This window comes from Cohnella faecalis (assembly GCF_003570905.1).
GTDB lineage: Bacteria > Bacillota > Bacilli > Paenibacillales > Paenibacillaceae > Cohnella > Cohnella faecalis.
In genome coordinates this window covers 141,601-162,601 of the sequence record NZ_QXJM01000023.1, presented here as the reverse complement: position 1 = coordinate 162,601, position 21,001 = coordinate 141,601, and the positions used below count along the sequence as shown (strand labels likewise).

The following is a 21,001-nucleotide window of genomic DNA, read 5'->3' as shown; positions in this document are numbered from 1 at the left end:
AGCTGCATACAATTCTCCTGTCTTACCGGGAGCATCCGCATCATGTCGCGCACAACCCGCAACAACACTTAAAAATAACATAATTAATAGCATTAATGATTTCATGTCCTGCTCTCCCCTGCATTCAATTACATTCCGCCGATTCTATAGCAGGCGATGTTTCCAGCCTTTGGATATTCTACTTTTCTCCATATTGAATTGCAATCATAAGAATGCCAAGTTTTGCATGGCGCCTGCTGCAACCTATTCCGCAGCTATCGCGTTTCTAGTAACTGTAACGCCTACCTACCTACCACACACACCAAGGAGATTAAACATCATGAAAAAACGCTATTCTCTTCTACTGCTTATTGTCGTAATCGGTCTGCTCGTGTCCGCATGCTCCAATAAGACGAATAACAACACCGATTCAGACACAGCCGGCAAACAGCCGACGTACGAATCAAGCTTATCCGCTAAGGAGATGACCGACAAGCTGCTCGCGCAAGTGGAACAGCCGCAGCTCATGGATATCGATGCCGCTTCGGTTAAGGATCAATTTCATTTGGACGCCTCGCTGCTCGCCGACTATTCGATAAAAATGCCGCTCATGAACGTCAAATCGAACGAAATCGCTATTCTCAAAATTAATGACATTAAAGATATTCCGGCTGTCGAAACCGCTCTTAAGCAACGCGCTGCCGACGTTCAGAAGCAATTCGAAACATATTTGCCCGATCAGTACGAGAACGCCCAAAACTTCAAAATCATCGTCAAAGGTGTTTATGTCCTTTACGTCATTTCGGAATCGGCCGATCAGCTAGCGGCAGCCTTCGACGAATTGTTCGCCCAAAGCTGACGGCATGGTATTCAGCAGCCTGCTCTTCCTATTTCTGTTTTTGCCCGCCGTACTCGCTCTCTACTATGGCGCGCCATGGCGAATCAAGAACCTGATTCTCTTCCTAACGAGTCTCGTCTTCTACGCTTGGGGAGAGCCTGTCTACATCGTCATCATGCTGCTGTCGACCGTTACCGATTACAGCTTCGGATTGCTTCTAAGCCGACCGACGCTGAACGACCGGCAGCGCAAGACGATTGTCGCCGTTTCCGTCGTCGTGAACCTCGGACTGCTCTCTTATTTCAAGTATGCTGATTTTTTAATTAACAACGTTAATTCATCGCTTGGAACGAGCATACCGCTGACCGATCTCCCGCTGCCGATCGGCATCTCGTTCTATACGTTTCAATCGATGTCATACATTATCGACGTGTACAAGGGCAAAGCCAAAGCTCAGCGCAACTGGATCGACTTCGGAACGTTCGTCGCCCTGTTCCCGCAGCTTGTCGCCGGACCTATCGTGCAGTACTCGGTCGTGGCGGAGCAGCTGCGTCACCGGACCGTCAACGTGGAGATGTTCGCTGCAGGCGTTCGGCGCTTCGTCATTGGACTAGCCAAGAAGGTGCTGCTTGCCAATAACATCGGAATGCTCTGGCATACCGTATCGAGCTCGAATTTGGATACGATGCCCGCTCTCACCGCATGGCTGGGCATCATCGCCTTCGCTTTTCAAATTTACTTCGACTTCAGCGGCTACTCCGACATGGCGATCGGCCTCGGTCTCATGTTCGGCTTTCGTTTCAACGAGAACTTCAACAAGCCTTATGTTTCTCAGAGCATAACGGACTTCTGGCGCAGATGGCACATATCGCTAAGCAGTTGGTTTCGCGATTATGTCTACATTCCGCTAGGCGGCAACCGCAAAGGCAAGTGGCTGCAGCTCCGAAATATTCTCATTGTCTGGCTTTTGACCGGATTTTGGCATGGGGCAAGCTGGAATTTCGTCTTATGGGGGCTGTATTTCGGGATCGTTCTAATTGTGGAGAAAATGTGGGTGCTGAAACGGCTGAAGCGGCTGCCTCGATGGATGAGACATGTCTATTCCCTGTTGCTCATCCTCGTCGGCTGGGTATTTTTCGCCTTCGATCAGCTGTCGAACGTCGTAAGCTATTTTGCGGCGATGTTCGGGCGGAACGATCAGCCGATCTGGAACGACGACACGTTGTACCTGCTCTACACGAACGCTATTCTTCTTTGTATTTTGGCCGTTGCGTCCATCTCGCTGGACGATCGCCTCCGAAGTCGATTCGCTCCGTTGCAGCTTGGCTGGTATGCCGCTTTGTTCGTCATGTCCCTCGCCTACTTGGTCGATGCGACCTTCAACCCGTTCTTATATTTTCGCTTCTAGCTTGTGAGGAGATTGAACCAACCAATGAACAAAAAGACGGATCGTGCTCTTGCTTACGGCTTCATTGCCGCTCTGTTCTCCATGTCCTTCGCTTTCGTCGCATTGCCGAATCAAGCGTTCTCCGAGACGGAAAACCGTACTCTGCAATCGTCTCCGAAGCTGACGTGGAGCAATCTGTGGTCCAAGAAATTCGCCGAGGAGGCTGAAAATTACGTAACCGATCACTTTCCGTTCCGGGATCGCTGGGTCTGGATGAAGTCGGGCTTGGAGCAAATCCGTCTGCAGCAGGAGAACAACGGCATCTACAAAGGCAAAGACGGTTATTTGTTCGAAAAATTCGCGGAGCCCGATTACGAGAAGGCCGCCAAATACGCGGAGGCGATCAAACGATTCGCCGAACGCAATCCACAAGCCAATGCAACCTTTGTGCTCGCTCCCACATCCATAGGAGTCTATGCCGAACGGCTTCCCTGGCTGGCTTCCGCCTACCCCCAGAGCAAAGTGAATGCGTATATAGCGAATAAAACGGAAGGCGGCCCAACGTTTCTGAACGGGGACGATTTCCTTTCCCCAGATTCGGACAAACCGCTTTATTATCGAACGGATCATCACTGGACGACCTACGGCGCCTACTTGGCTTACCGCGCTTACGCCAAGGAAATGGGCTGGAAGCCGAAACCCGAGTCCGAGTTCGACATTCGAACGGTCACCAGCTCATTCCTGGGCAGCTATCATACGAAGAGCCAGTTCAGCGGACTATCGCCCGATTCTATTCAAGCTTACTTGCCCAAGCAGCCTGTGAAGACGACCGCTTATGTTGCGGATACCGATGAAACGTTCGACAGCTTGTACGCCCCCGAGTATTTGGACAAAAAAGACAAGTATTCCTATTTTCTCGGAGGCGTCCATGCGTTAATGGAAATCAAAACGGAGCTGGCGCCCGAAGCCTCCAGCCTGGACAAGCTGCTCGTTATTAAGGACTCGTACGCGCATAGCGTTATTCCTTTTCTGACGCTGCACGTGCCGGACATCCACGTCATCGACATTCGTTATTATAACGGCAGTATCGACGGCTATATGAAGGAGCATGGAATCCGGAACGTGCTGCTGTTGTTCAATACGGCAACCTTCGTCGACAATGCGAGCCTGCTCAAGCTGAACGACTGATCAGAATGCCCAGTTGCCGGAACGGAACACAGGCTCCTCGCTGCCGTCCGCCAGCACTCCGTCAATATCCAGATCCGCTCGTCCGATCATGAAGTCGACATGAGTCAAGCTTTGATTCAAGCCGCGTTCGCTCAGCTCTTCCTTGCTCAAAGCGGTGCCGCCCTCAAGGCAGAACGGGAACGAGAAGCCGATCGCCAAGTGGCAGGCTGCGTTCTCGTCGAACAGCGTATTGTAAAAGACGAGATTCATATCCGAAATCGGAGAGCGATGAGGAACGAGCGCGACTTCGCCCAAATAGCGGGAGCCCTCGTCGGTCTCGACCAGCCGCTTGAGCGCATCGTAGCCTTGCTCCGCGCTGAAATCGACGATTTTGCCGTTTTCGAACGTAAGCGAGAAGTTGTCAATGAGATTGCCGCTGTAGCTTAACGGCTTGCTGCTCGACACGGTTCCGTTCACGCTTTCCCGCGAAGGAGACGTGAACACCTCTTCGGTCGGCATGTTCGGAATGAATGCCGTGCCGTTCGCGTTGCGGGAACCGGCGCTAACCCACAGATGGCCTTCCGGCAGGCCGATCGTCAAATCCGTGCCCGGAGCCCGATAACGAAGCGAGCGGTACTTGCGCTCGTTGAGACGCGACGCTTTGCTCTGCAGCGTCTCCGCGTGTCCGCGCCAGTTCGCGACCGGATCGGCCTCGTATACGCGTGTCGCCGAGAAAATGGCGTTCCACAGCGCATCGACCCGCTCCGACTCCACGGTGCCAGGGAACACCTTGTCCGCCCATGCCTGCGAAGGAACGGCCACAATCGACCAAGCGACCTTGTTGAACTGCGTGAATTGACGGAACGGCTGCAGCGCTTCCTGCGCCGCTTTCGTCGAGGCGGCAATGCGCTTGGAATCGATCCCGGTCAACAAATCCGGATTGTCCGCAATAACGAACAGGAATGCGGCCCCCCCTTCCGCCATCTCGACCCGTCCTTGCGCCAGCCATGACGGGAATTCCGCGAACGCTTCCTCCGGCGCAAGCTCGAAGCGGGCTCGCGTAATTTGCTCGTCGCTCCACTCCACATGCACATACTTGACTCCGAGCTCATAAGCGCGTCTTGCCGCGTGACGGGTAAATTCGGCTGCTGCTACCGGAGAAACGATGCATAACGTCTGACCCGGCTGAACGTTCACTCCCACTTCGACGGCAAGAGCCGCATATTGCTTCAATCGTTCTGCGAATTGTTCCATATCGGTTTCCTCCAGCTAATCGGTTTCCTCTTATCTTAAACGTATAATCGCCCAATATCAAAAAAGGCCGAAGCGCGCTCAACGCTTCGAGACCTTGATCGATTCCTTTAGGAACTAAAGTGCCGATTCCCTCTACACATGGTTTAAAGTAAACAAAAAATTGTATTTGTCCGCATGCTTCAACTCGTCTGTGATGATCTCGAACAGCATATCCCTGTAAGGTCCTTCGCGAGGCAAACACTCTCGGATTTTCCGATATTTCTCGACAGCGCGCAGCTCCCCGAACAAAGCTTTTCGGATGCCGTCCGCATAATTTGCCGGTTGCACAAAAGGCTCCTCGTTTTTCGGGACCGCTTCTTGCCCCGTCAGCTCGCGGTAAATCGAACGAAACATCCGATTATGCTTTTTTTCGTCGGCTTGGATCGAAGCGATGATTTCCTTCTCGTCCTTTGCGGGAGCAATCGATATCAAATATTGATAAAACAATTCATCCTCCCGTTCCCCGCCCACCGCTTCCGCTATGAGCTGAATGGCAGTCTGGAGACAGGCGGAATCGGCAGAAACAATCGAATTCCGGTATAACGGCGCGTACCATACGTAATACATCGGCAGCACAGACTCCCCTCCTGTTCAACGTTGATAAGGCAAAGTATGCCGTTGAAGGCAAGTGGGTGAACGTCCCTAACCTCTTCGCCGATCGACAAAAAAACCTCCGCGAGCCTAATGGCCTCGCGAAGGTTCCCGATAATCACTATTCGCTATTTCGCGTCATCCAAGCTTGCAAGCGCCGCGTCGACCAAGGAATCGAATATGTCGTCGTCTTCCTCCAGCGCTTTCTCGACGGCTTCGATCTGCTGCTCGCTTCCGGATTCGTCCAGAAAGTTGAGGGCGTAATTCCAATCGTCGATGCGCTTATCGCTCTGAAGCGTTAATTCGTAAGGCTGCTTATGACCTTCCGCCTCGAAGCGAACATGACCCAAATAGCCGTTAGATTCGTCGTGTTTCATCGTTGCTGCCAGGATGCGAATGTTCACGTTGACCCTTCCGTTTCTTCGTAGTTTATGATCATTTTATCATAATTGCCGCTTTTGCACCGCAATTTGTATCTATTATCGAAATAGTCTGAGAAAACGGTTGCAAAACACTTGACATCGATACAATTTGTATCATAGATTACTTATAGAACGAAATATGTTTCAAGGAGTTTTGCTTATGAAAATGGGAGAGCGCCTGAGGGAATTGCGGCTTCGCCGCAATATTTCGCAGGAGGAAGTGGCCCGCAACATCGGGATCACCCGTTCGGCTTACAGTCATTACGAGATCAACAACCGACAGCCGATTTACGAAACGTTGATCAAGCTGGCCACGTTTTTTGATGTAAGCTTGGATTATATCGTCGGAGGGGTACCCGCCGCGTCGGAGACGACAGAGACGAAGGATGTCCTGCACATTCTCCGGATGCTGCAGACGATGGACCCCGAGCAGCGTCAAGCATCGATTCGACTTATGAACGATTTGATTCATAACAATCGGGCCGAAAACGGAGCTTGACCGGACGCAAAGAAACCCCGGAATTCATTCCGGGGTCATTCGTCGTACGCGCGTCTTCAGACTGCCGCGATAGGAAGCCTGATGCGAAACTCGCTTCCTCCTTCCGGCAAGTTTACGACAGTTATCACACCGCCGTGAAGCTCGACTATTTCCTTCGTTATGGAGAGACCCAACCCGCTGCCTCCCGAGGAGGAGTGCCGGGACTTATCCTTTTTGTAGAACCGGTCGAAAATGTGGGGCAAATCGTCGGGATGTATGCCCGAGCCGTTGTCCGATAATGAAATAAGGGCATGACTCCCATCCTCCTCCATATCGAACTTGACGGCGATGGTCCCTCCTTTGGGCGTGTAGCGAACCGCGTTGTAGATGAGGTTGGCGAACACCCTGTCCATCCGGTGAACGTCGACCGATACGGTTGCTGATGCCGCATCGAGGCTGGCCGTTTCGCATCGGAAGTCGACTTCGCTCTCCGGCATTTCCAGTCCGTATTGCTCGGCGAGCCGCTCCGTCCATTCGCCTAGCGTAATTGTCTCGAGGGATAGCTCTACCCTTCTAGCCTCCAGCACGGAAAGCTCGAACAAATCCTGGATCAACCGCCCCAGCCCTTCCACCTTGCCGAGCATGAGCCGAATCGTTGCGTCGCGGCGTTCCGGCTCATCGATAACCCCGTCCCTCAACGCCTCCAAGTAGCCCTGCAGCAGAGTGATCGGAGTTCGCAAATCGTGCGAAATATTGCTGACCAAATGACGTCTCGACTGCTCCATTCTTTCCAGGCCGATTTTCGCTTCCTCCAATGTCATATAGGAATGGCGAAGCTCCTCGGTTCTTTCCGCGATTCTTCCTTCCAGCCTGTCGTTCCATTCCTTCAGCTCCGCGGACAGATGCTCGGCTCTTTCGAACGTACGGGAAGAACGTATGGATATGATGAAAGCGTTCATTACGATCAGAAACAAGAGGCCGAAAGGAACGAGATCGAGCGACCGCCACCAGCCGTTGTAGAACAAAATGTCATTCACGATGGTGAGCAGGAAGCCCGCCATTCCGATCAATGCCAGCTTGGCTCCCTCTCGATTGCGAAATGTGCTGGCAATGAGGCCGATGAGCGCGCGCAAGCCGAATACAAGCGCATACAGCTGGAATACGACCAGGCACGACGTAAACCATAACGTAGGCAGTACGGCTGTAAATACGCTTAATGAGAGAACCAGCGCGTTCGAGGCTTGCAGCCAACGCTTCCCGAACTCTCTCGGGAACATATGCCCGAGAAAGGCGAAGCCGGACCAGCCCGCGGCCGCGAACGCGATATATTCAAGCTTGGTAGCGATTTGCCAATCGATGAAAGGAAACCATTGAACGATTACGCCTTCTCCGATCAGACCGGCCCGAAGCGCGACGAATAAGCAGAGAAGCGCCAGAAAGAGATTCGTTCCTTCCTTTCTGCGCAGCAGGTATAGTCCCAAATGATAGATGCCGATCATGCACAGAGAGCCGAACACGATGAATTCCATCCGGGAGTGACTTGCTTGCAGCTTTTCGATTTGCTTCGCTTTTCCGAGAATGATCGGAGTGCGGATTCCGCCGTTGCGATGATCGAAATTGGCAACGCGGATTTCGATATCCGTCTGTCTGCCTTTCGTCATATAGAAGACGATTTCCGGCTTTTGGCTCGGGATTGTTTCCTCCGCTTCCATACCCGGGATCCCCTTGGTCATAACACGATACCCGTTAATAATCAATGAATAAGCGGTAGAAATGTTAGGCAGCCGAATCGCCATAATCTCATATGTAGGAAGGTGAACAAGAGTCAGCCGGTAAATGCCGAAGCCTTGATCCTTCAAGCCCGGGTGCCGGTCGTCGCGCATCGCTCCCCACATTCCCGGAACCTCGATTTTCATCTCCCGTGCGTCGGCGCTGCGGCTTTCGTGCCATTCGAAACTCCATTCTCCGTCAAGCGGCATGATGCCGCCTTTTTCCCACGACCAGTCGGTCAAATCCAATCTGCCGTTCTGCGCCTTCGGATAAGACCGGGGTTCTTCCTTGAAGGAGCAGCCGGTCAATAATATTCCAAATGCCATTACGAGCAATAACCACCTATGCAACAGAACCGCCCCCATTCGTACGCCATTGTAACGGTGCATTGCTTCCTCGTCAACGCTTTCGTTATAATAGGTAATGACCTTGGGAGAACAGTCGTTTGGGGGATCGAGACAAATGGGTGAAAGCGGATCCGTGCTTGTCGTTGACGACGAGCGCGAAATTACCGAATTGATTACCCTCTATTTAGAGAAATCGGGGTTCGTCGTCCATACGGCATCGAATGGCGAAGAAGCATTGCTATTGGCCGATTCGCTTCGTCCCGACTTGATTATTTTAGACATATTGCTAGGGAAGCCGGACGGCATCGAAGTATGCCGATCGCTTCGCGCAAGCGCTTGCGCCGATGTTCCGATTTTATTCCTCAGTTGCAAAAGCGAGGACTGCGACATTATCCGCGGCTTGTCCGAAGGCGGAGACGACTACATCACGAAGCCGTTCAGTCCGAGCCAATTGGTCGCGCGGGTTCAAGCTCACATTCGCCGAAGAAGGCAGCGGGAGAGATTGGCCGACGAGCCGTCCGACTCGCTTTCGTTCGAAGGGCTGGACATCGATTTTCGCAATCACGAGGTTAGAATGAACGGCGAGCTCGTCACGCTGTCCGTCAAGGAGTTCGAGCTGCTCGTCGTTCTTGGCCGCCAGCCGAACCGAGTCTTCTCTCTCGAAGAGCTCTACCGCAAAGTATGGAACACCGACAGCATGGGAGATACCCGCACGCTGATGGTGCACATCAGCAATCTTCGCAAAAAAATCGAAGCGGATCCGTCCAATCCCGTATGGATTCAGACCGTTCGCGGCTTCGGCTACCGTTTTTGCCCCGGACTGCTATCGCAGCCGGACGACAAGCTACCTATCTGACGACAAAAGGAAGAACGCCCCCTCATGAGAATGGCACGCGATTGGAAAGATTACGAACTGCTCGATACCGGCAACGGTGAAAAACTGGAACGCTGGGGTGACGTCATCCTGCGGCGTCCGGATCCCCAAATCATTTGGCCGATCGCATCCGAGTCCGGCGCTTGGAAGCAGGCCGACGGCCATTATCACAGAAGCTCCTCTGGAGGCGGCCAATGGACGTTCCGGAAGACGCTGCCTGAGCGGTGGAGCATCTCCTACGGACCGCTCCGTTTCCACATTAAGCCGACGAGCTTCAAGCATACGGGCTTGTTCCCCGAGCAAGCGGTCAATTGGAGCTGGATGATGGACAAAATTCGGAGCGCGAACCGTCCGATTTCCGTCCTTAATTTGTTCGCGTACACAGGCGGAGCGACGGTCGCGTCCGCCGCGGCCGGAGCGGACGTCTGCCACGTCGACGCTTCCAAAGGGATGGTTCAATGGGCCAAGGAGAACGCCCAGCTGTCGGGGCTTGCCGATGCTTCCGTTCGTTACATTACGGACGATGTATTCAAATTCGTGCAACGCGAACAGCGGCGCGGACGCAAATACGACGCCATCATCATGGACCCTCCGTCATACGGACGAGGCCCGAACGGCGAAATGTGGAAGCTGGAAGAAAACCTGTTCCCGTTCCTGCAGTCGTGCACCGAGATTTTATCGGACAATCCGCTCTTCATACTTGTCAATTCGTACACGACCGGGTTGTCCCCTACGGTGCTGAACAACTTGCTGGATATGGCCATCGGCCGCAAGTTCGGCGGCAAATCGGATTGCGGAGAAATCGGGCTGCCCATTACGAAGAGCGGACTAACTCTGCCGTGCGGCATCTATGGACGTTGGGAAAGCGATCGTTAACGTATGCGCAAATTAGAAAAAGACCGCAAGCAGCGGACGGTTGAAAGAGGTGGGAGAATGAGGGGGCCGCGAAAGACGTACTTGCTGGCTATGTATTTGTCCGTGGGACTGTTGACGGCTTGTTCGGCGACTTCATCCCCCCTCTCCCCTTCCTCTTCTCCCTCCGGGAAGCCAGCGGCTTCCCCCGCTCCTTCCGGCTCCGTGTCCGCTCCTCCGACGGCCTCGTCTTCGGACGATTCCAAACCTGAAGACGTCAGACCTCCCGAAATCAATACCGCGACGCTGCTGGCTGTCGGAGACGTTATGGTCCATTCTCCCCAGCTTCCGGCTTATTATGATGCCAAGAGCAACACATACGATATGTCTCCCTGGTTCGAGCGGGTCGCCCCGATCTTCATGCAAGCCGACTGGGTAATCGCCAATCTGGAGACGCCTCTGGCCGGCGCGGACCTGAAGTATACAGGCTTTCCCAGGTTCAATGCACCGGCGGAATTGGCCGATGCCTTGAAAGGCGCGGGGTGCAGCTCGTATCTACCGCCAACAATCATTCGATGGATCGGGGTTTCACCGGCATCGTCCGTACGCTCCGCAACGTGCGCCAGGCAGGTTTGGTGCCGTTCGGCACATCCTCGTCTCCCGAAGACGCCGAGCGCCTCGTTATCGAAGAAAGAAACGGCATCAAGCTTGGCCTGCTCGCTTGCACCTACGGGACGAACGGCATTCCGGTGCCCGAGGATAAGAAATACGCGGTAGACCTCATCGACTTGCCTGCGATTCGGGAGCATATACACAGACTGCGGGAAGCGGGAGCCGACGCCGTATCGGTATCGCTTCATTTCGGTACGGAATACCAGCGAATGCCGAACGAACAGCAAATCGCAATCGCACATGATGTCGTCGCCGCAGGCGCCGATGTCGTGCTCGGCTCTCATCCTCATGTCGTTCAGCCTTACGACATCATTGAAGTATCCGCAGCCGACAGCGCGGACGGAGAGCCGCATCGAGGCGTCGTCATTTACTCGCTCGGCAACTTCATATCCAACCAGTCCGAGGAGTGGCAGGACGTCGGACTTATTTTTGGCATCAAGCTAACGAAGACGACCGATGCGAACGGAGAGTCCCGCACGGAATGGGACGCGATCAGCTTAACTCCCACCAAAGTCCATATGCAGCGCGTGAACAAAAAGAAGTATTATACGATTCTGCCGATGGAACAGTCGATTAAAGCTCATAATAATCCGAAGCTAACCGCTCAAGATTACACTCGCATGACCAAACAGCTCGAAAGCTTGAATAAACATCTGCAAAGCTTGGTAAAGTAGCGTTTCATGAATAGACGATGTACACGAAATCGACTAGCTGCAAAAGCTGCCGTTAATTGGAGGATCGCTTCCTCTGCGTTGAACAATACCTGCATTGCGTACCGTTATTCGAGCTAAAGAAGACCGGCATAATGAAATCCTTCTTAGTTAACTGCACATTTTGCGGGAAATTACAAAGCTATCCCTTATCTGTGCAAATTGCCTGTATGAAATACAGTTAGGTTTGCCGGGAAGATCTTACAGCCACACCGGGATCAATCAACAACATCGCTTTAGCTTGCTCCGCCAACACGATACCAAAAAACGCTCTGAGGCGACCGACAATTCCGTGGTCCCGCAGAGCGTTTCAATTATCGTGCCAAAGCTGCAGCTCAGCCTCCCATCAAGAAGCGTTCGTTCCGACTTCCGTCTCGTCCTCCGATTGGGGCTTGGCGGACGCCTGACGTTCAGCGGCAGCAGCTGCATCTCTTGTGCCCGCGACTTTGCTGATCAAATAAACGAGCAATTGACGGTTATGGGAGGACAGCCGATCAAGCGATCGGTTCGCCACATCCGTCCGAACCTTGACGCCTCTCTCCACTTCCGAACGGCCGAGCTCCGTCATGGTGACCCAGACGATGCGCCGATCGCCCTCGTTCCGATTTCTCACGACCAGACCCGCGCGTTCCATCCGGTCGAGAAGCGTCGTAATGGCCGCCGGAGTCGTCTCCAAATAGGGAAGCAAATCGGACGGCTTCATCGGCTCGTGCGCGAGCAGCAGCTCAAGCACCTCGAGCTGACCGGCCGTCAGCTGCGGAGCCAGCTCCGCTTCGAGAAGCGCATTCCAATCCTTCGTTAGCTTCATCCAGCTTTTCACAAAATCCGCTGCCGGCTCCATAGGTACGCCCCTTTCATCCCGAACGATGCCTTCACTTTAATTATACGCAGAGCCCCTGTCGAAAGATAGTTTAATGCAATTAAATATTTACGACATAAATCTGCAAAAGGACGAACAAGGCGACTGCCTACGACATATACTATCGAAAAAAATGGTGAAACGCGACAGAACAACTCTGCTTCGCGAGGAGGCGAGCTTCATGAATTCTTTGGACAGCCGCATCAAAATGATCGGTCAGATGGCCCGCAACGCCGGCTTAATAGAAGACCCCCAGTGGCTGGAACGGCTCGAAGAGCCGGTGCCCCTGTGGGTCGTCTTGGATATGCTGCTCCGCTGGATCGACCAGTCGGATTCGCAGAACGAGCCGTTCGACTAAGAATTCGTTCCAATCCGCCCTGAAGCGTCGATCAGGATTGCAACGGCTTCAGGAAGGATTCGACCAACAGATCGGACCGTTCCGCGGCCGCGACCGCTTTCCCTTGTCCCCTTCGATCCTCGATCGGAGCGGATTCCGAATGGAATTCGGTCAGCGTTCCTCCGGCCGTCATCGCTTGCACGGTGACGGCCTCCTTAACGTGGAACGCCGAGACGAGCTTCGTTCCGTTCGGACGAACTCGCTTGCCTTCCTTGAATTCGAACGTCTGAATGCCTTTTCCTCCCCGTCCTTGAACGGGATAGTCAAGAAGCAGCGTCCGTTTCGCATAGCCGTAATCGGACAGCACCATAATCTCGCCTTCGTCCCCGGCAACCGGAATCGCATCCGCAATCGCGTCGTTCTCCTTAAGCGCGATGCCGCGGACACCGCCAGCGACTCGCCCTTGCAGGCTTACCTCGCCTAAGCCGAACTTGATGCTCATTCCTTGCTCGGTTACAAGCATCAAATCTTCCGACGAATCGCTGCTGCGGAACACTTTAATAATTTCATCGCCCTCCGCGACTTTGCAAGCGGCTATGGCCATGCTTCGCGTCGTTGCGTAATCCGTAAGAAGCGTGCGCTTCACTTGGCCGCGCTTCGTCACGAATACGAGAGCTGGACCGGCTGCGTCTTCACCGGCGGATGGAGCTGCGGCAAACTCGGCCGGCTTGACGGGAATAATGCCTACGATCCGGTCGTCCTTCGCGAGCGGCAGCAAATTGACGACAGCCGTTCCGGTATCCTTCCACTTGAACTCCGGAATCTGATGGACCGGAAGCAGAAAATAGGACCCCTTCTGCGTGAACAGCAAGAGCGGATCAAGCGTGCTTACCCCGAGGCTCCAGCGGATAACGTCGCCTTCCTTCACCCCGGCGCTGCCAAGCTCGCCGCCCGAACGAGTGAACGAGAGCAAGCTCGTCCGTTTCACATAGCCTTCCCGGCTCAGCGTGACGAGCACATCCTCGGCCGGTACAGTTACTTCCAGGTTGACTTTAATTTCTTCCACTTCGCCCTGAATGACGGAACGGCGATCGATGCCGTATTTGTCGCGAATTTCGGTCAACTCGTCCTTGATGACGCCGAGCAGCTTGCGCGGACTGTCCAAAATGGAGCGAAGCTGCGCAATTTTCTTGAGCGTATCGGCATGTTCTTTTTCGAGCGACGTAATTTCGAGATTGGTCAATCGGTACAGCTGCAACGTCAAAATCGAATCGGCTTGCCGCTCGGAGAAGCCGAACTTGGCGACGAGATTGTTTTGCGCATCTTGACGGTTTTTGGATGCTTTGATCGTCTCGATGACGGCATCCAGCAGATTCAGCGCTTTGACGAGCCCTTCGAGCACGTGGGCGCGGTCTTCCGCCTTCTCCAAATCATATTGGGTCCGGTGCGTGACGACTTCCTTCTGATGCTCGACGTACGCTTCCAGAATGGGCTTGATGCCTAGCTGGCGCGGCGCTTTGTTGACGATAGCGACCATATTGAAACTATAAGTAATTTGCAGATCGGTCTTCTTCAGCAAGTAAGCGAGTATTCCGTGCGGATCGGCATCCTTCTTCAGCTCGATGACGATTCGCAAGCCGTTGCGGCCGCTTTCGTCGCGCACCTCGGCGATGCCCTCGACCTTTTTCTCGATGCGCAGGTTATCGATGGCGTTAACCAGCTTCGACTTGACGATCTGATAAGGGATTTCGGTTACGACGATTTGCTGCTTGCCGCCGCGAAGATCCTCAATCGCGGTCTTCGAACGAACGTACATACGTCCTTTTCCCGTCTCATAAGCTTCACGGATTCCTTCCTCGCCCATAATGATGCCGCCGGTCGGCAAATCCGGCCCTTTGACAATCGTCATGAGCTCCGCTACCGTAATATCCGGCTTGTTCATAACGGCAATGCACGCATCGATAATTTCGCGCAGGTTATGCGTCGGAATTTCCGTCGCAAAGCCTGCCGAAATGCCGCTGACCCCGTTCACAAGCAGGTTCGGATAACGCGAAGGCAGAACGACGGGTTCCTTGGTCGAGTTATCGAAGTTGTCCTTGAACTGAACGGTTCTTTTCTCGATATCGCGCAGCATTTCCATTGCAATCGTCGATAAGCGCGCCTCCGTATAACGCATCGCCGCCGGAGGATCGTCGTCCATCGATCCCCAGTTGCCGTGGCCGTCGATAAGCATATGCGCGAGCTTCCAAGGCTGCGCCATCCTCACCATGCCGTCATAAATCGACGAATCGCCATGCGGATGATAATTCCCCATTACGTCGCCGACCGTCTTGGCCGATTTGCGATACGGTTTGTCCGGTGTATTGCCCGAATCGTACATCGCGTACAAGATTCGGCGTTGCACCGGCTTCAGGCCATCCCTAACATCGGGTATCGCCCTGTCTTGAATAATATATTTGGAATAGCGTCCGAAGCGGTCCCCGACAACTTCTTCGAGGAACGCCGGCAAGAACTGTTCTAGAAGACTCATTTTATCCCCCGTTCACTCTTTCGGCTGAATCTGTTTCGGAGCGGAGCCGAAGGTACCGCTAATTTCACTCCGCGTACTCGGTGAAATCGACGTTCTCGATAATCCAGCGCTTGCGCGGATCGACCTTGTCTCCCATAAGCGTCGACACCCGGCGCTCCGCCTTGGCCGCATCTTCGATCTGCACCTGCAAAAAAGTGCGCGTCTCCGGGTTCATCGTCGTCTCCCACAGCTGGTCCGGATTCATCTCTCCGAGCCCTTTGTATCGTTGCAGTTCGGCGCCTTTGCCGATTTCCTTGAGGTAATTGTTCAACTGATCGTCCGTCCACGCATACCGCACGGTCTCCAGCTTGCCGGACTTGCGGGTAATCTTATAGAGCGGAGGCTGGGCGATAAATACCCGTCCCGCGTCGATAAGCGGCTTCATATAACGATAAAAGAACGTCAAAAGCAGCACCTGAATGTGCGCTCCGTCAGTGTCGGCATCGGTCATGATGACGATCTTCGAATAATTGCATTCCTCGACGTCAAACTCCGAGCCGATCCCGGCTCCGATAGCGGCAATAATCGCCTTGTACTCGTCGTTCTTCAATATATCCAGCAGCTTGGACTTCTCGGGATTCATCGGCTTCCCCTTCAACGGGAGGATGGCCTGATGCTTCGAATCGCGCCCTTGCTTCGCCGAGCCGCCAGCCGAATCGCCTTCGACAATGAACAGCTCGTTGCGGGAAGCGTCCTTGGACTGCGCGGGAGACAGCTTGCCGCCCAGACTCGCGCTCTCGCTGCGCTTCTTGCCGCTGCGAATTTCCTCGCGCGCCTTGCGCGCCGCTTCGCGAGCTTTCGACGCCTGGATCGACTTCTTCAGCAGCATGCCGGCCACTTGCGGATTCTCCTCGAGAAAGACGGCCATCTTCTCCGCGACGATGGCGTCGACGACGCCGCGCGCCGATGCGCTGCCTAGTTGATCCTTCGTCTGACCGACGAATTCGACGTCCGACATCTTGATGTTGATGACGGCCATCATGCCTTCCCGCAGATCGTTGCCCTCGAGATTCTTTTCCTTCTCCTTGAGCTGGCCCGTCTTGCGCGCGTATTCGTTCATAATCCGGGTATACGCCGTCTTGAAGCCGGTCTCGTGCGTACCGCCGCCCCGCGTCGGAATGGCGTTAACGAACGATGCAAGCGTCTCCGTATAGCCGTCGTTGTATTGCAAGGCAACCTCTACCTCGATGTCGTCCCGCTCCGCGGAGAAATGAATGACATCGTGCAGCACCGTCTTCTCTTCGTTCAGAAACTGAACGAACTGGCGAGCTCCGCCTTCATAATGAAAGACGTCATCTTTGCCGCTGCGCTTGTCGGTCAGCGTAACCTTCAGTCCCGAATTCAGGAAAGCGATCTCCTGAAGCCGCTCGGACAGCGTATCGTAGTTCAAGCTCACGTGGCCGTGGAAAACTTTGCGATCCGGCTTGAACGTCACCTTCGTGCCGGTCCGGTTCGTGTTGCCCGTCACCTGCAAGCCGCCGACCGGCTCGCCGACATGCTCTTTGCCGTCCGCGTCCGTCCACGTCTCGAACCGCATTTTATGTATTTTGCCCTCGCGGTAGATTTCAACCTCCAGCCATTCGGACAAGGCGTTCGTTACGGAAGCCCCTACGCCATGCAGTCCTCCGGACTTTTTGTAGCCCCCGCCGCCAAATTTGCCGCCTGCGTGCAGGATCGTGTACACGACCTGCGGGGTCGGTATTCCGGTTTTGTGCATGCCCGTCGGAATGCCCCGGCCGTTGTCGAATACGGTGATCGAATTGTCGGAATGGACGGTAACGTCGATTTTGGAGCAGTACTTGGCCAAATGCTCGTCGACCGCGTTGTCTACGATTTCCCATACCAGATGATGAAGGCCCGATGCCGTCGTACTTCCGATGTACATGCCCGGACGCTTCCGTACCGCTGTCAATCCTTCGAGCACCTGGATATCGTCCGCGCCGTATTCCGTTTCTCCCCGAACCGCGTTCTTCGCGAACAGGTCTAGTTGATCGGTCACGAATGGACCTCCTTACGTTCTCTCTATAAGAGCCTTCTGCAAAGGCTTGTCATTTGTTCATTCTAATTCAAAAGGTAATTCTTGTCCAAAGGTGTTCAAACTATTTTATGTGCGGAAACTCGATGTTCATAGATATTCATCCCTATTCAACAAAGATTGCTCACTCACAGGATGGCTGGACATAAGCGCAAACATACTCTGCCTTTATTCGCGGAAGGTCCGTGCAGTTTCGTTCGAATTCATGTTCCGGCATCCATTTTTCAACGGACGGATTGCTCCCCCGTTTCGCCTAAAATCATTTTCTTATTATATAGAAACAGCCCCCCGACCATAAGGTTTAGGAAGCTGCGAAATAATTGTTAATCAAGTCGTTTACTTGGTTTTAATGACAAAAAAATAAGGATTAAAACATACCTCATCAATGAATCAGGAACTTTGTCCCAAATCCTTTGCCGGCTCCCTCAGCCGCTTAGACGCTTCCCAGGACGATTACGTTCTCCGGATAAAGCTTGCCTTGCAATGCCCACAGCACTAGCGGATTTCCTCCAGCGGGGATGAAATGTATACTTTCGGCGGGAAGTGCGGTCGAGCGTGCATCAGTGGGACGAGGTACCATACTTTCGGCGGGAAGTGCGGTCAAGCGCGCATCAGTGGAACGAGGTACCTTACATTCGGCGAAAAGTGCGGGCGAGCGCGCATCAGTGGGACGAGGTACCTTACTTTCGGCGAAAAGTGCGGTCAAGCGCGCATCAGTGGGATGAGGTACCGTACTTTCGGCGGGAAGTGCGGTCGAGCGTGCATCAGTGGGACGAGGTACCGTACTTTCGGCGAAAAGTGCGGTTGAGCGCGCATCAGTGGGACGAGGTACCATACTTTCGGCGAAAAGTGCGGTCGAGCGTGCATCAGTGGGACGAGGTACCCTACTTTCGGCGGGAAGTGCGGTCAAGCGCGCATCAGTGGGACGAGGTACTATACTTTCGGCGAAAAGTGCGGTCAAGCGCGCATCAGTGGGATGAGGTACCTTACTTTCGGCGGGAAGTGCGGTCAAGCGCGCATCAGTGGGACGAGGTACTATACTTTCGGCGAAAAGTGCGGTCAAGCGCGCATCAGTGGGATGAGGTACCTTACTTTCGGCGAAAAGTGCGGTCAAGCGCGCATCAGTGGGACGAGGTACCATACTCTCGGCGAGAAGTGCGGTCAAGCGCGCAACAGTGGGATGAGGTACCTTACTTTCAGCGGGAAGTGCGGTCAAGCGCGCATCAGTGGGACGAGGTACCATACTTTCGGCGAAAAGTGCGGTCAAGCGCGCTTCAGTGGGACGAGGTACCATACTTTCGGCGGGAAGTGCGGTCAAGCGCTCATCAGTGGGACGAGGTACTATACTTTCGGCGAAAAGTGCGGTCAAGCGCGCTTCAGTGGGACGAGGTACCATACTTTCGGCGGGAAGTGCGGTCAAGCGCTCATCAGTGGGACGAGGTACTATACTTTCGGCGAAAAGTGCGGTCAAGCGCGCATCAGTGGGACGAGGTACCATACTTTCGGCGGGAATTGCGGTCGAGCGCTCATCAGTGGGACGGGGTACCATACTTTCGGCGAAAAGTGCGGTCAAGCGCGCATCAGTGGGACGAGGTACCGTACTTTCGGCGAGAAGTGCGGTCAAGCGCGCATCAGTGGGACAGGTACCGTACATTCAGCCAGTTTGAGACTCAGAGTGATTGTCCTACCAAAAAAGTATCGGCCTGTGACCTGCAGTTCCAGTATGGAACACGCAGGCTCACAGGCCAAGTTCATTTTCATTCATGGCGGTGGCCGCCAGGCCATCGTGAAAAGTGGTGCAAAACTCGTTCCTGCATTACTATTTTTCGATGATGCTCAATCGCAGCGTGACCTGCCCCATTTTCGAGGACTGCTAATTCAATATATCTTGCTTCGTAAAGACGGCGAATGCGGTAGTCAATGCGGCAGCCGCCCAAATTGCCAGCACAATCAGCGAAAAACCCAGCGTCATCCCTTCGACGGGAGGAGGCGTTCCGCGCAAATACGTGGTCAATTCCATGTTTACGTTGAACAAATATTTCGCGCTTTGCCACGAGGAGGCCATGTTCGCCAATATCGTACCGGCGATAATCGTCGCCATCATCGTGACGAAGCTAGCCGCCGTGCTTCGCACGAGCACGGACACCATGAGCGCAATGATCGCGACGACCATCGAAGAGAACCAGACAAGCCCCGCTTGCATGAGCAAATAGGCGGCCTGAGTAATCGCGTGAACGCCCGACGTATCGACGTCTCCTCCGTTCACCCGAAACCCTACGAAGACGGGTTCGCCCCACCCGGCGAAGCCGAATGCGAGTCCCGATATCAAATACGCGAGCACGTAGGTAGTGGCGACGACGAGCGATACGTACAACGTCAAAGCCGCCAGCTTCGAGAAGAGAATCCGCCATCGCCTGACCGGACGCGTCAGCAGCATCTTGATCGTTCCGGTCGACCGCTCCGAGGAGACGAGATCTGATGCGATCGCAAGCACCATAAGAGGAATAAAGAGCGTCACGGCGTTGTCCATGAAATTTTTCGTAAACGTGACTCCGTTAGGCGTCTCGGGGTTAATGTCATGATCCAAATAGTATTGCAGCTGTTGAACGAGAGCTCTGCGCCATTTTTTCCACTCTTCGGGAATCCGGTCGCTGCCGAGCGCTCTCGTATTGTCGGTAATCCGGTTCTGCAGCTGCGTTCGCCAGTCCTCGTTGAATTTCTCCCGGTTATTCTCGGCGATCTTTATTTGGGCATAGACGAAGACGGGAATGAGCACGCACAAAATAAGTACGATGACGGCAAACCGTTTCTTTTTCCACACCTTGATCGTTTCGTTCCTTATGAGCGCTAGCATATCAGTCGATGTCCTCCCCTTCCGTAAGCGTCAGGAACAGCTCCTCCAGCGTCGGCGCGACCCGCTGCACCGACAATACACCGATGCCGGCGCTCACGAACGTCTCGACCCAGGACGGAATGCTCTCCTCATCCATCGTTGTGACGATCGGATCGCGAATGGACGACAGGAGCGCTTCGTCGATGCGATGCTCGGAGTCGGGCACGAGAATCGGCTCGCTGGACGCCGCTCCGAACAATCGCCGCCCTTCGTCAGGCTTGTCGAGCTGCCAAACCGTATACGTCCCCGCTTGCGATACGAGCTCGTCGACTTCTCCGACCGCCAGAACCTCGCCGTGGGCGATAATGGCGACGCGGTCGCACATCAGTTGAATCTCGCTGAGCAAATGGCTGGAAATAAACAGGCTCATCCCGCTCTCCGCAAGCATCCGGATGAATTCCCGCAGCTCCTTGATCCCTTTCGGATCCAGCCCGTTCGTCGGCTCGTCCAGGATGAGCAGTTTAGGTCTGTTGAGCAATGCCTGGGCAATGCCCAGACGCTGGCGCATGCCGAGGGAATACGTCTTCACCTTGTCGTGAATCCGGTTATCCATTCCGACGATGCCGACGACCTCTCCGATCCGCTCCGGCGTAATGCCCGCCTGCATCCCGGCAAAATGCTCGAGATTCTCCCAGCCTGTCATATAGCCGTACATTTCCGGGTTTTCGACGATGCAGCCTACATGCTTCAGCGCTCTTTCGGGATGGCGGTTGACGTCTTCCCCGCAGACGAGAATCCGACCCTCGGTCGGCTTGATCAGATCGACGAGCATACGGATCGTCGTCGTTTTTCCCGAGCCGTTCGGACCAAGAAAGCCGAATATTTCGCCTGCGCGAACGTCGAAGGAGACATTGCGAATGATCGTTTTTCGTCCAATCTTTTTTTTCAATCCTTCTACCGACAGCACTACGGTCATGCGACGAGCCTC

Annotated in this window: 17 protein-coding genes and 1 pseudogene; 8 read left to right on the top strand and 10 right to left on the bottom strand. The window is 54.1% G+C overall.

Features of this window, described 5'->3' with window-relative positions; translation table 11 throughout:
- Positions 1-319: 319 nt before the first annotated feature.
- The 3 genes from D3H35_RS04405 to D3H35_RS04395 are packed head-to-tail and all read left to right on the top strand — an operon-like array spanning position 320 to position 3,392.
- Complete coding sequence (locus D3H35_RS04405) at positions 320-838, top strand: DUF4358 domain-containing protein (protein WP_119147929.1); 519 nt, start codon at positions 320-322, stop codon at positions 836-838.
- Between the two features lie 4 nt (positions 839-842).
- Positions 843-2,225 carry an MBOAT family O-acyltransferase gene (locus D3H35_RS04400; protein ID WP_119147928.1) on the top strand — a complete coding sequence of 461 codons (1,383 nt, stop codon included), beginning with the start codon at positions 843-845 and terminating at the stop codon, positions 2,223-2,225.
- Between the two features lie 24 nt (positions 2,226-2,249).
- Entirely contained in the window at positions 2,250-3,392 is a 1,143-nt protein-coding gene (locus D3H35_RS04395) for a DHHW family protein (protein ID WP_119147927.1), read from the top strand.
- Here the strand turns inward: D3H35_RS04395 and D3H35_RS04390 are convergent, their stop codons facing one another.
- The 3 genes from D3H35_RS04390 to D3H35_RS04380 form a co-directional block, all read right to left on the bottom strand.
- Positions 3,393-4,625 carry an aminopeptidase gene (locus tag D3H35_RS04390; protein WP_119147926.1) on the bottom strand — a complete coding sequence of 411 codons (1,233 nt, stop codon included), beginning with the start codon at positions 4,623-4,625 and terminating at the stop codon, positions 3,393-3,395.
- Positions 4,626-4,757: 132 nt separating this feature from the next.
- Positions 4,758-5,231: a ferritin-like domain-containing protein gene (locus D3H35_RS04385; protein WP_119148097.1), complete on the bottom strand. Its 474-nt coding sequence runs from the start codon at positions 5,229-5,231 to the stop codon at positions 4,758-4,760.
- 152 nt (positions 5,232-5,383) lie between these two features.
- Positions 5,384-5,659 carry a hypothetical protein gene (locus tag D3H35_RS04380; protein WP_119147925.1) on the bottom strand — a complete coding sequence of 92 codons (276 nt, stop codon included), beginning with the start codon at positions 5,657-5,659 and terminating at the stop codon, positions 5,384-5,386.
- 178 nt (positions 5,660-5,837) lie between these two features.
- On the opposite strand from D3H35_RS04380, the gene D3H35_RS04375 reads away from it, so the two are divergent.
- Positions 5,838-6,176, top strand: coding sequence for a helix-turn-helix domain-containing protein (locus tag D3H35_RS04375; RefSeq protein WP_119147924.1), 339 nt, complete (start codon positions 5,838-5,840; stop codon positions 6,174-6,176).
- A 56-nt stretch (positions 6,177-6,232) separates the two neighbouring features.
- Here the strand turns inward: D3H35_RS04375 and D3H35_RS04370 are convergent, their stop codons facing one another.
- Entirely contained in the window at positions 6,233-8,251 is a 2,019-nt protein-coding gene (locus D3H35_RS04370) for a sensor histidine kinase (RefSeq protein WP_158593941.1), read from the bottom strand.
- Between the two features lie 136 nt (positions 8,252-8,387).
- On the opposite strand from D3H35_RS04370, the gene D3H35_RS04365 reads away from it, so the two are divergent.
- Positions 8,388-9,128 carry a response regulator transcription factor gene (locus D3H35_RS04365; protein ID WP_119147922.1) on the top strand — a complete coding sequence of 247 codons (741 nt, stop codon included), beginning with the start codon at positions 8,388-8,390 and terminating at the stop codon, positions 9,126-9,128.
- Positions 9,129-9,152: 24 nt separating this feature from the next.
- Complete coding sequence (locus tag D3H35_RS04360) at positions 9,153-10,022, top strand: class I SAM-dependent methyltransferase (protein WP_119147921.1); 870 nt, start codon at positions 9,153-9,155, stop codon at positions 10,020-10,022.
- On the opposite strand, the gene D3H35_RS04355 is transcribed toward D3H35_RS04360, so the two are convergent.
- Complete coding sequence (locus tag D3H35_RS04355; protein WP_147355737.1) at positions 10,019-10,294, bottom strand: hypothetical protein; 276 nt, start codon at positions 10,292-10,294, stop codon at positions 10,019-10,021. The genes D3H35_RS04360 and D3H35_RS04355 overlap by 4 nt on opposite strands.
- A gap of 31 nt (positions 10,295-10,325) precedes the next feature.
- On the opposite strand from D3H35_RS04355, the pseudogene D3H35_RS04350 reads away from it, so the two are divergent.
- Positions 10,326-11,344, top strand: a pseudogene (locus D3H35_RS04350) (CapA family protein).
- Positions 11,345-11,726: 382 nt separating this feature from the next.
- Here the strand turns inward: D3H35_RS04350 and D3H35_RS04345 are convergent.
- Complete coding sequence (locus tag D3H35_RS04345) at positions 11,727-12,221, bottom strand: MarR family winged helix-turn-helix transcriptional regulator (protein ID WP_119147918.1); 495 nt, start codon at positions 12,219-12,221, stop codon at positions 11,727-11,729.
- 199 nt (positions 12,222-12,420) lie between these two features.
- Here D3H35_RS04345 and D3H35_RS31245 point away from each other — a divergent pair, with 199 nt between their 5' ends.
- Positions 12,421-12,597, top strand: coding sequence for a hypothetical protein (locus D3H35_RS31245; protein ID WP_199728461.1), 177 nt, complete (start codon positions 12,421-12,423; stop codon positions 12,595-12,597).
- A 31-nt stretch (positions 12,598-12,628) separates the two neighbouring features.
- On the opposite strand, the gene gyrA is transcribed toward D3H35_RS31245, so the two are convergent.
- From gyrA to D3H35_RS04315, 4 genes are all read right to left on the bottom strand, one after another.
- Positions 12,629-15,106 (bottom strand): DNA gyrase subunit A, encoded by a 2,478-nt coding sequence (gene gyrA / locus D3H35_RS04335; protein ID WP_119147916.1) that lies wholly within the window; start codon positions 15,104-15,106, stop codon positions 12,629-12,631.
- A gap of 64 nt (positions 15,107-15,170) precedes the next feature.
- Positions 15,171-17,144 carry a DNA topoisomerase IV subunit B gene (parE, locus tag D3H35_RS04330; RefSeq protein WP_119147915.1) on the bottom strand — a complete coding sequence of 658 codons (1,974 nt, stop codon included), beginning with the start codon at positions 17,142-17,144 and terminating at the stop codon, positions 15,171-15,173.
- Positions 17,145-19,053: 1,909 nt separating this feature from the next.
- Positions 19,054-20,034, bottom strand: coding sequence for an ABC transporter permease (locus tag D3H35_RS04320; protein WP_119147913.1), 981 nt, complete (start codon positions 20,032-20,034; stop codon positions 19,054-19,056).
- A gap of 1 nt (position 20,035) precedes the next feature.
- Entirely contained in the window at positions 20,036-20,989 is a 954-nt protein-coding gene (locus tag D3H35_RS04315) for an ABC transporter ATP-binding protein (protein WP_119147912.1), read from the bottom strand.
- Between the last annotated feature and the right edge of the window lie 12 nt (positions 20,990-21,001).

Excerpts from the sequence above, each read along its gene's own strand:
- D3H35_RS04405 (WP_119147929.1), top strand. The coding sequence starts at position 320 with ATGAAAAAACGCTATTCTCTTCTACTGCTTATTGTCGTAATCGGTCTG.
- D3H35_RS04400 (WP_119147928.1), top strand. The coding sequence starts at position 843 with ATGGTATTCAGCAGCCTGCTCTTCCTATTTCTGTTTTTGCCCGCCGTA.
- D3H35_RS04395 (WP_119147927.1), top strand. The coding sequence starts at position 2,250 with ATGAACAAAAAGACGGATCGTGCTCTTGCTTACGGCTTCATTGCCGCT.
- D3H35_RS04390 (WP_119147926.1), bottom strand. The coding sequence starts at position 4,625 with ATGGAACAATTCGCAGAACGATTGAAGCAATATGCGGCTCTTGCCGTC.
- D3H35_RS04385 (WP_119148097.1), bottom strand. The coding sequence starts at position 5,231 with ATGTATTACGTATGGTACGCGCCGTTATACCGGAATTCGATTGTTTCT.
- D3H35_RS04375 (WP_119147924.1), top strand. The coding sequence starts at position 5,838 with ATGAAAATGGGAGAGCGCCTGAGGGAATTGCGGCTTCGCCGCAATATT.
- D3H35_RS04370 (WP_158593941.1), bottom strand. The coding sequence starts at position 8,251 with ATGGCATTTGGAATATTATTGACCGGCTGCTCCTTCAAGGAAGAACCC.
- D3H35_RS04365 (WP_119147922.1), top strand. The coding sequence starts at position 8,388 with ATGGGTGAAAGCGGATCCGTGCTTGTCGTTGACGACGAGCGCGAAATT.
- D3H35_RS04360 (WP_119147921.1), top strand. The coding sequence starts at position 9,153 with ATGAGAATGGCACGCGATTGGAAAGATTACGAACTGCTCGATACCGGC.
- D3H35_RS04345 (WP_119147918.1), bottom strand. The coding sequence starts at position 12,221 with ATGGAGCCGGCAGCGGATTTTGTGAAAAGCTGGATGAAGCTAACGAAG.
- D3H35_RS31245 (WP_199728461.1), top strand. The coding sequence starts at position 12,421 with ATGAATTCTTTGGACAGCCGCATCAAAATGATCGGTCAGATGGCCCGC.
- gyrA (WP_119147916.1), bottom strand. The coding sequence starts at position 15,106 with ATGAGTCTTCTAGAACAGTTCTTGCCGGCGTTCCTCGAAGAAGTTGTC.
- D3H35_RS04320 (WP_119147913.1), bottom strand. The coding sequence starts at position 20,034 with ATGCTAGCGCTCATAAGGAACGAAACGATCAAGGTGTGGAAAAAGAAA.
- D3H35_RS04315 (WP_119147912.1), bottom strand. The coding sequence starts at position 20,989 with ATGACCGTAGTGCTGTCGGTAGAAGGATTGAAAAAAAAGATTGGACGA.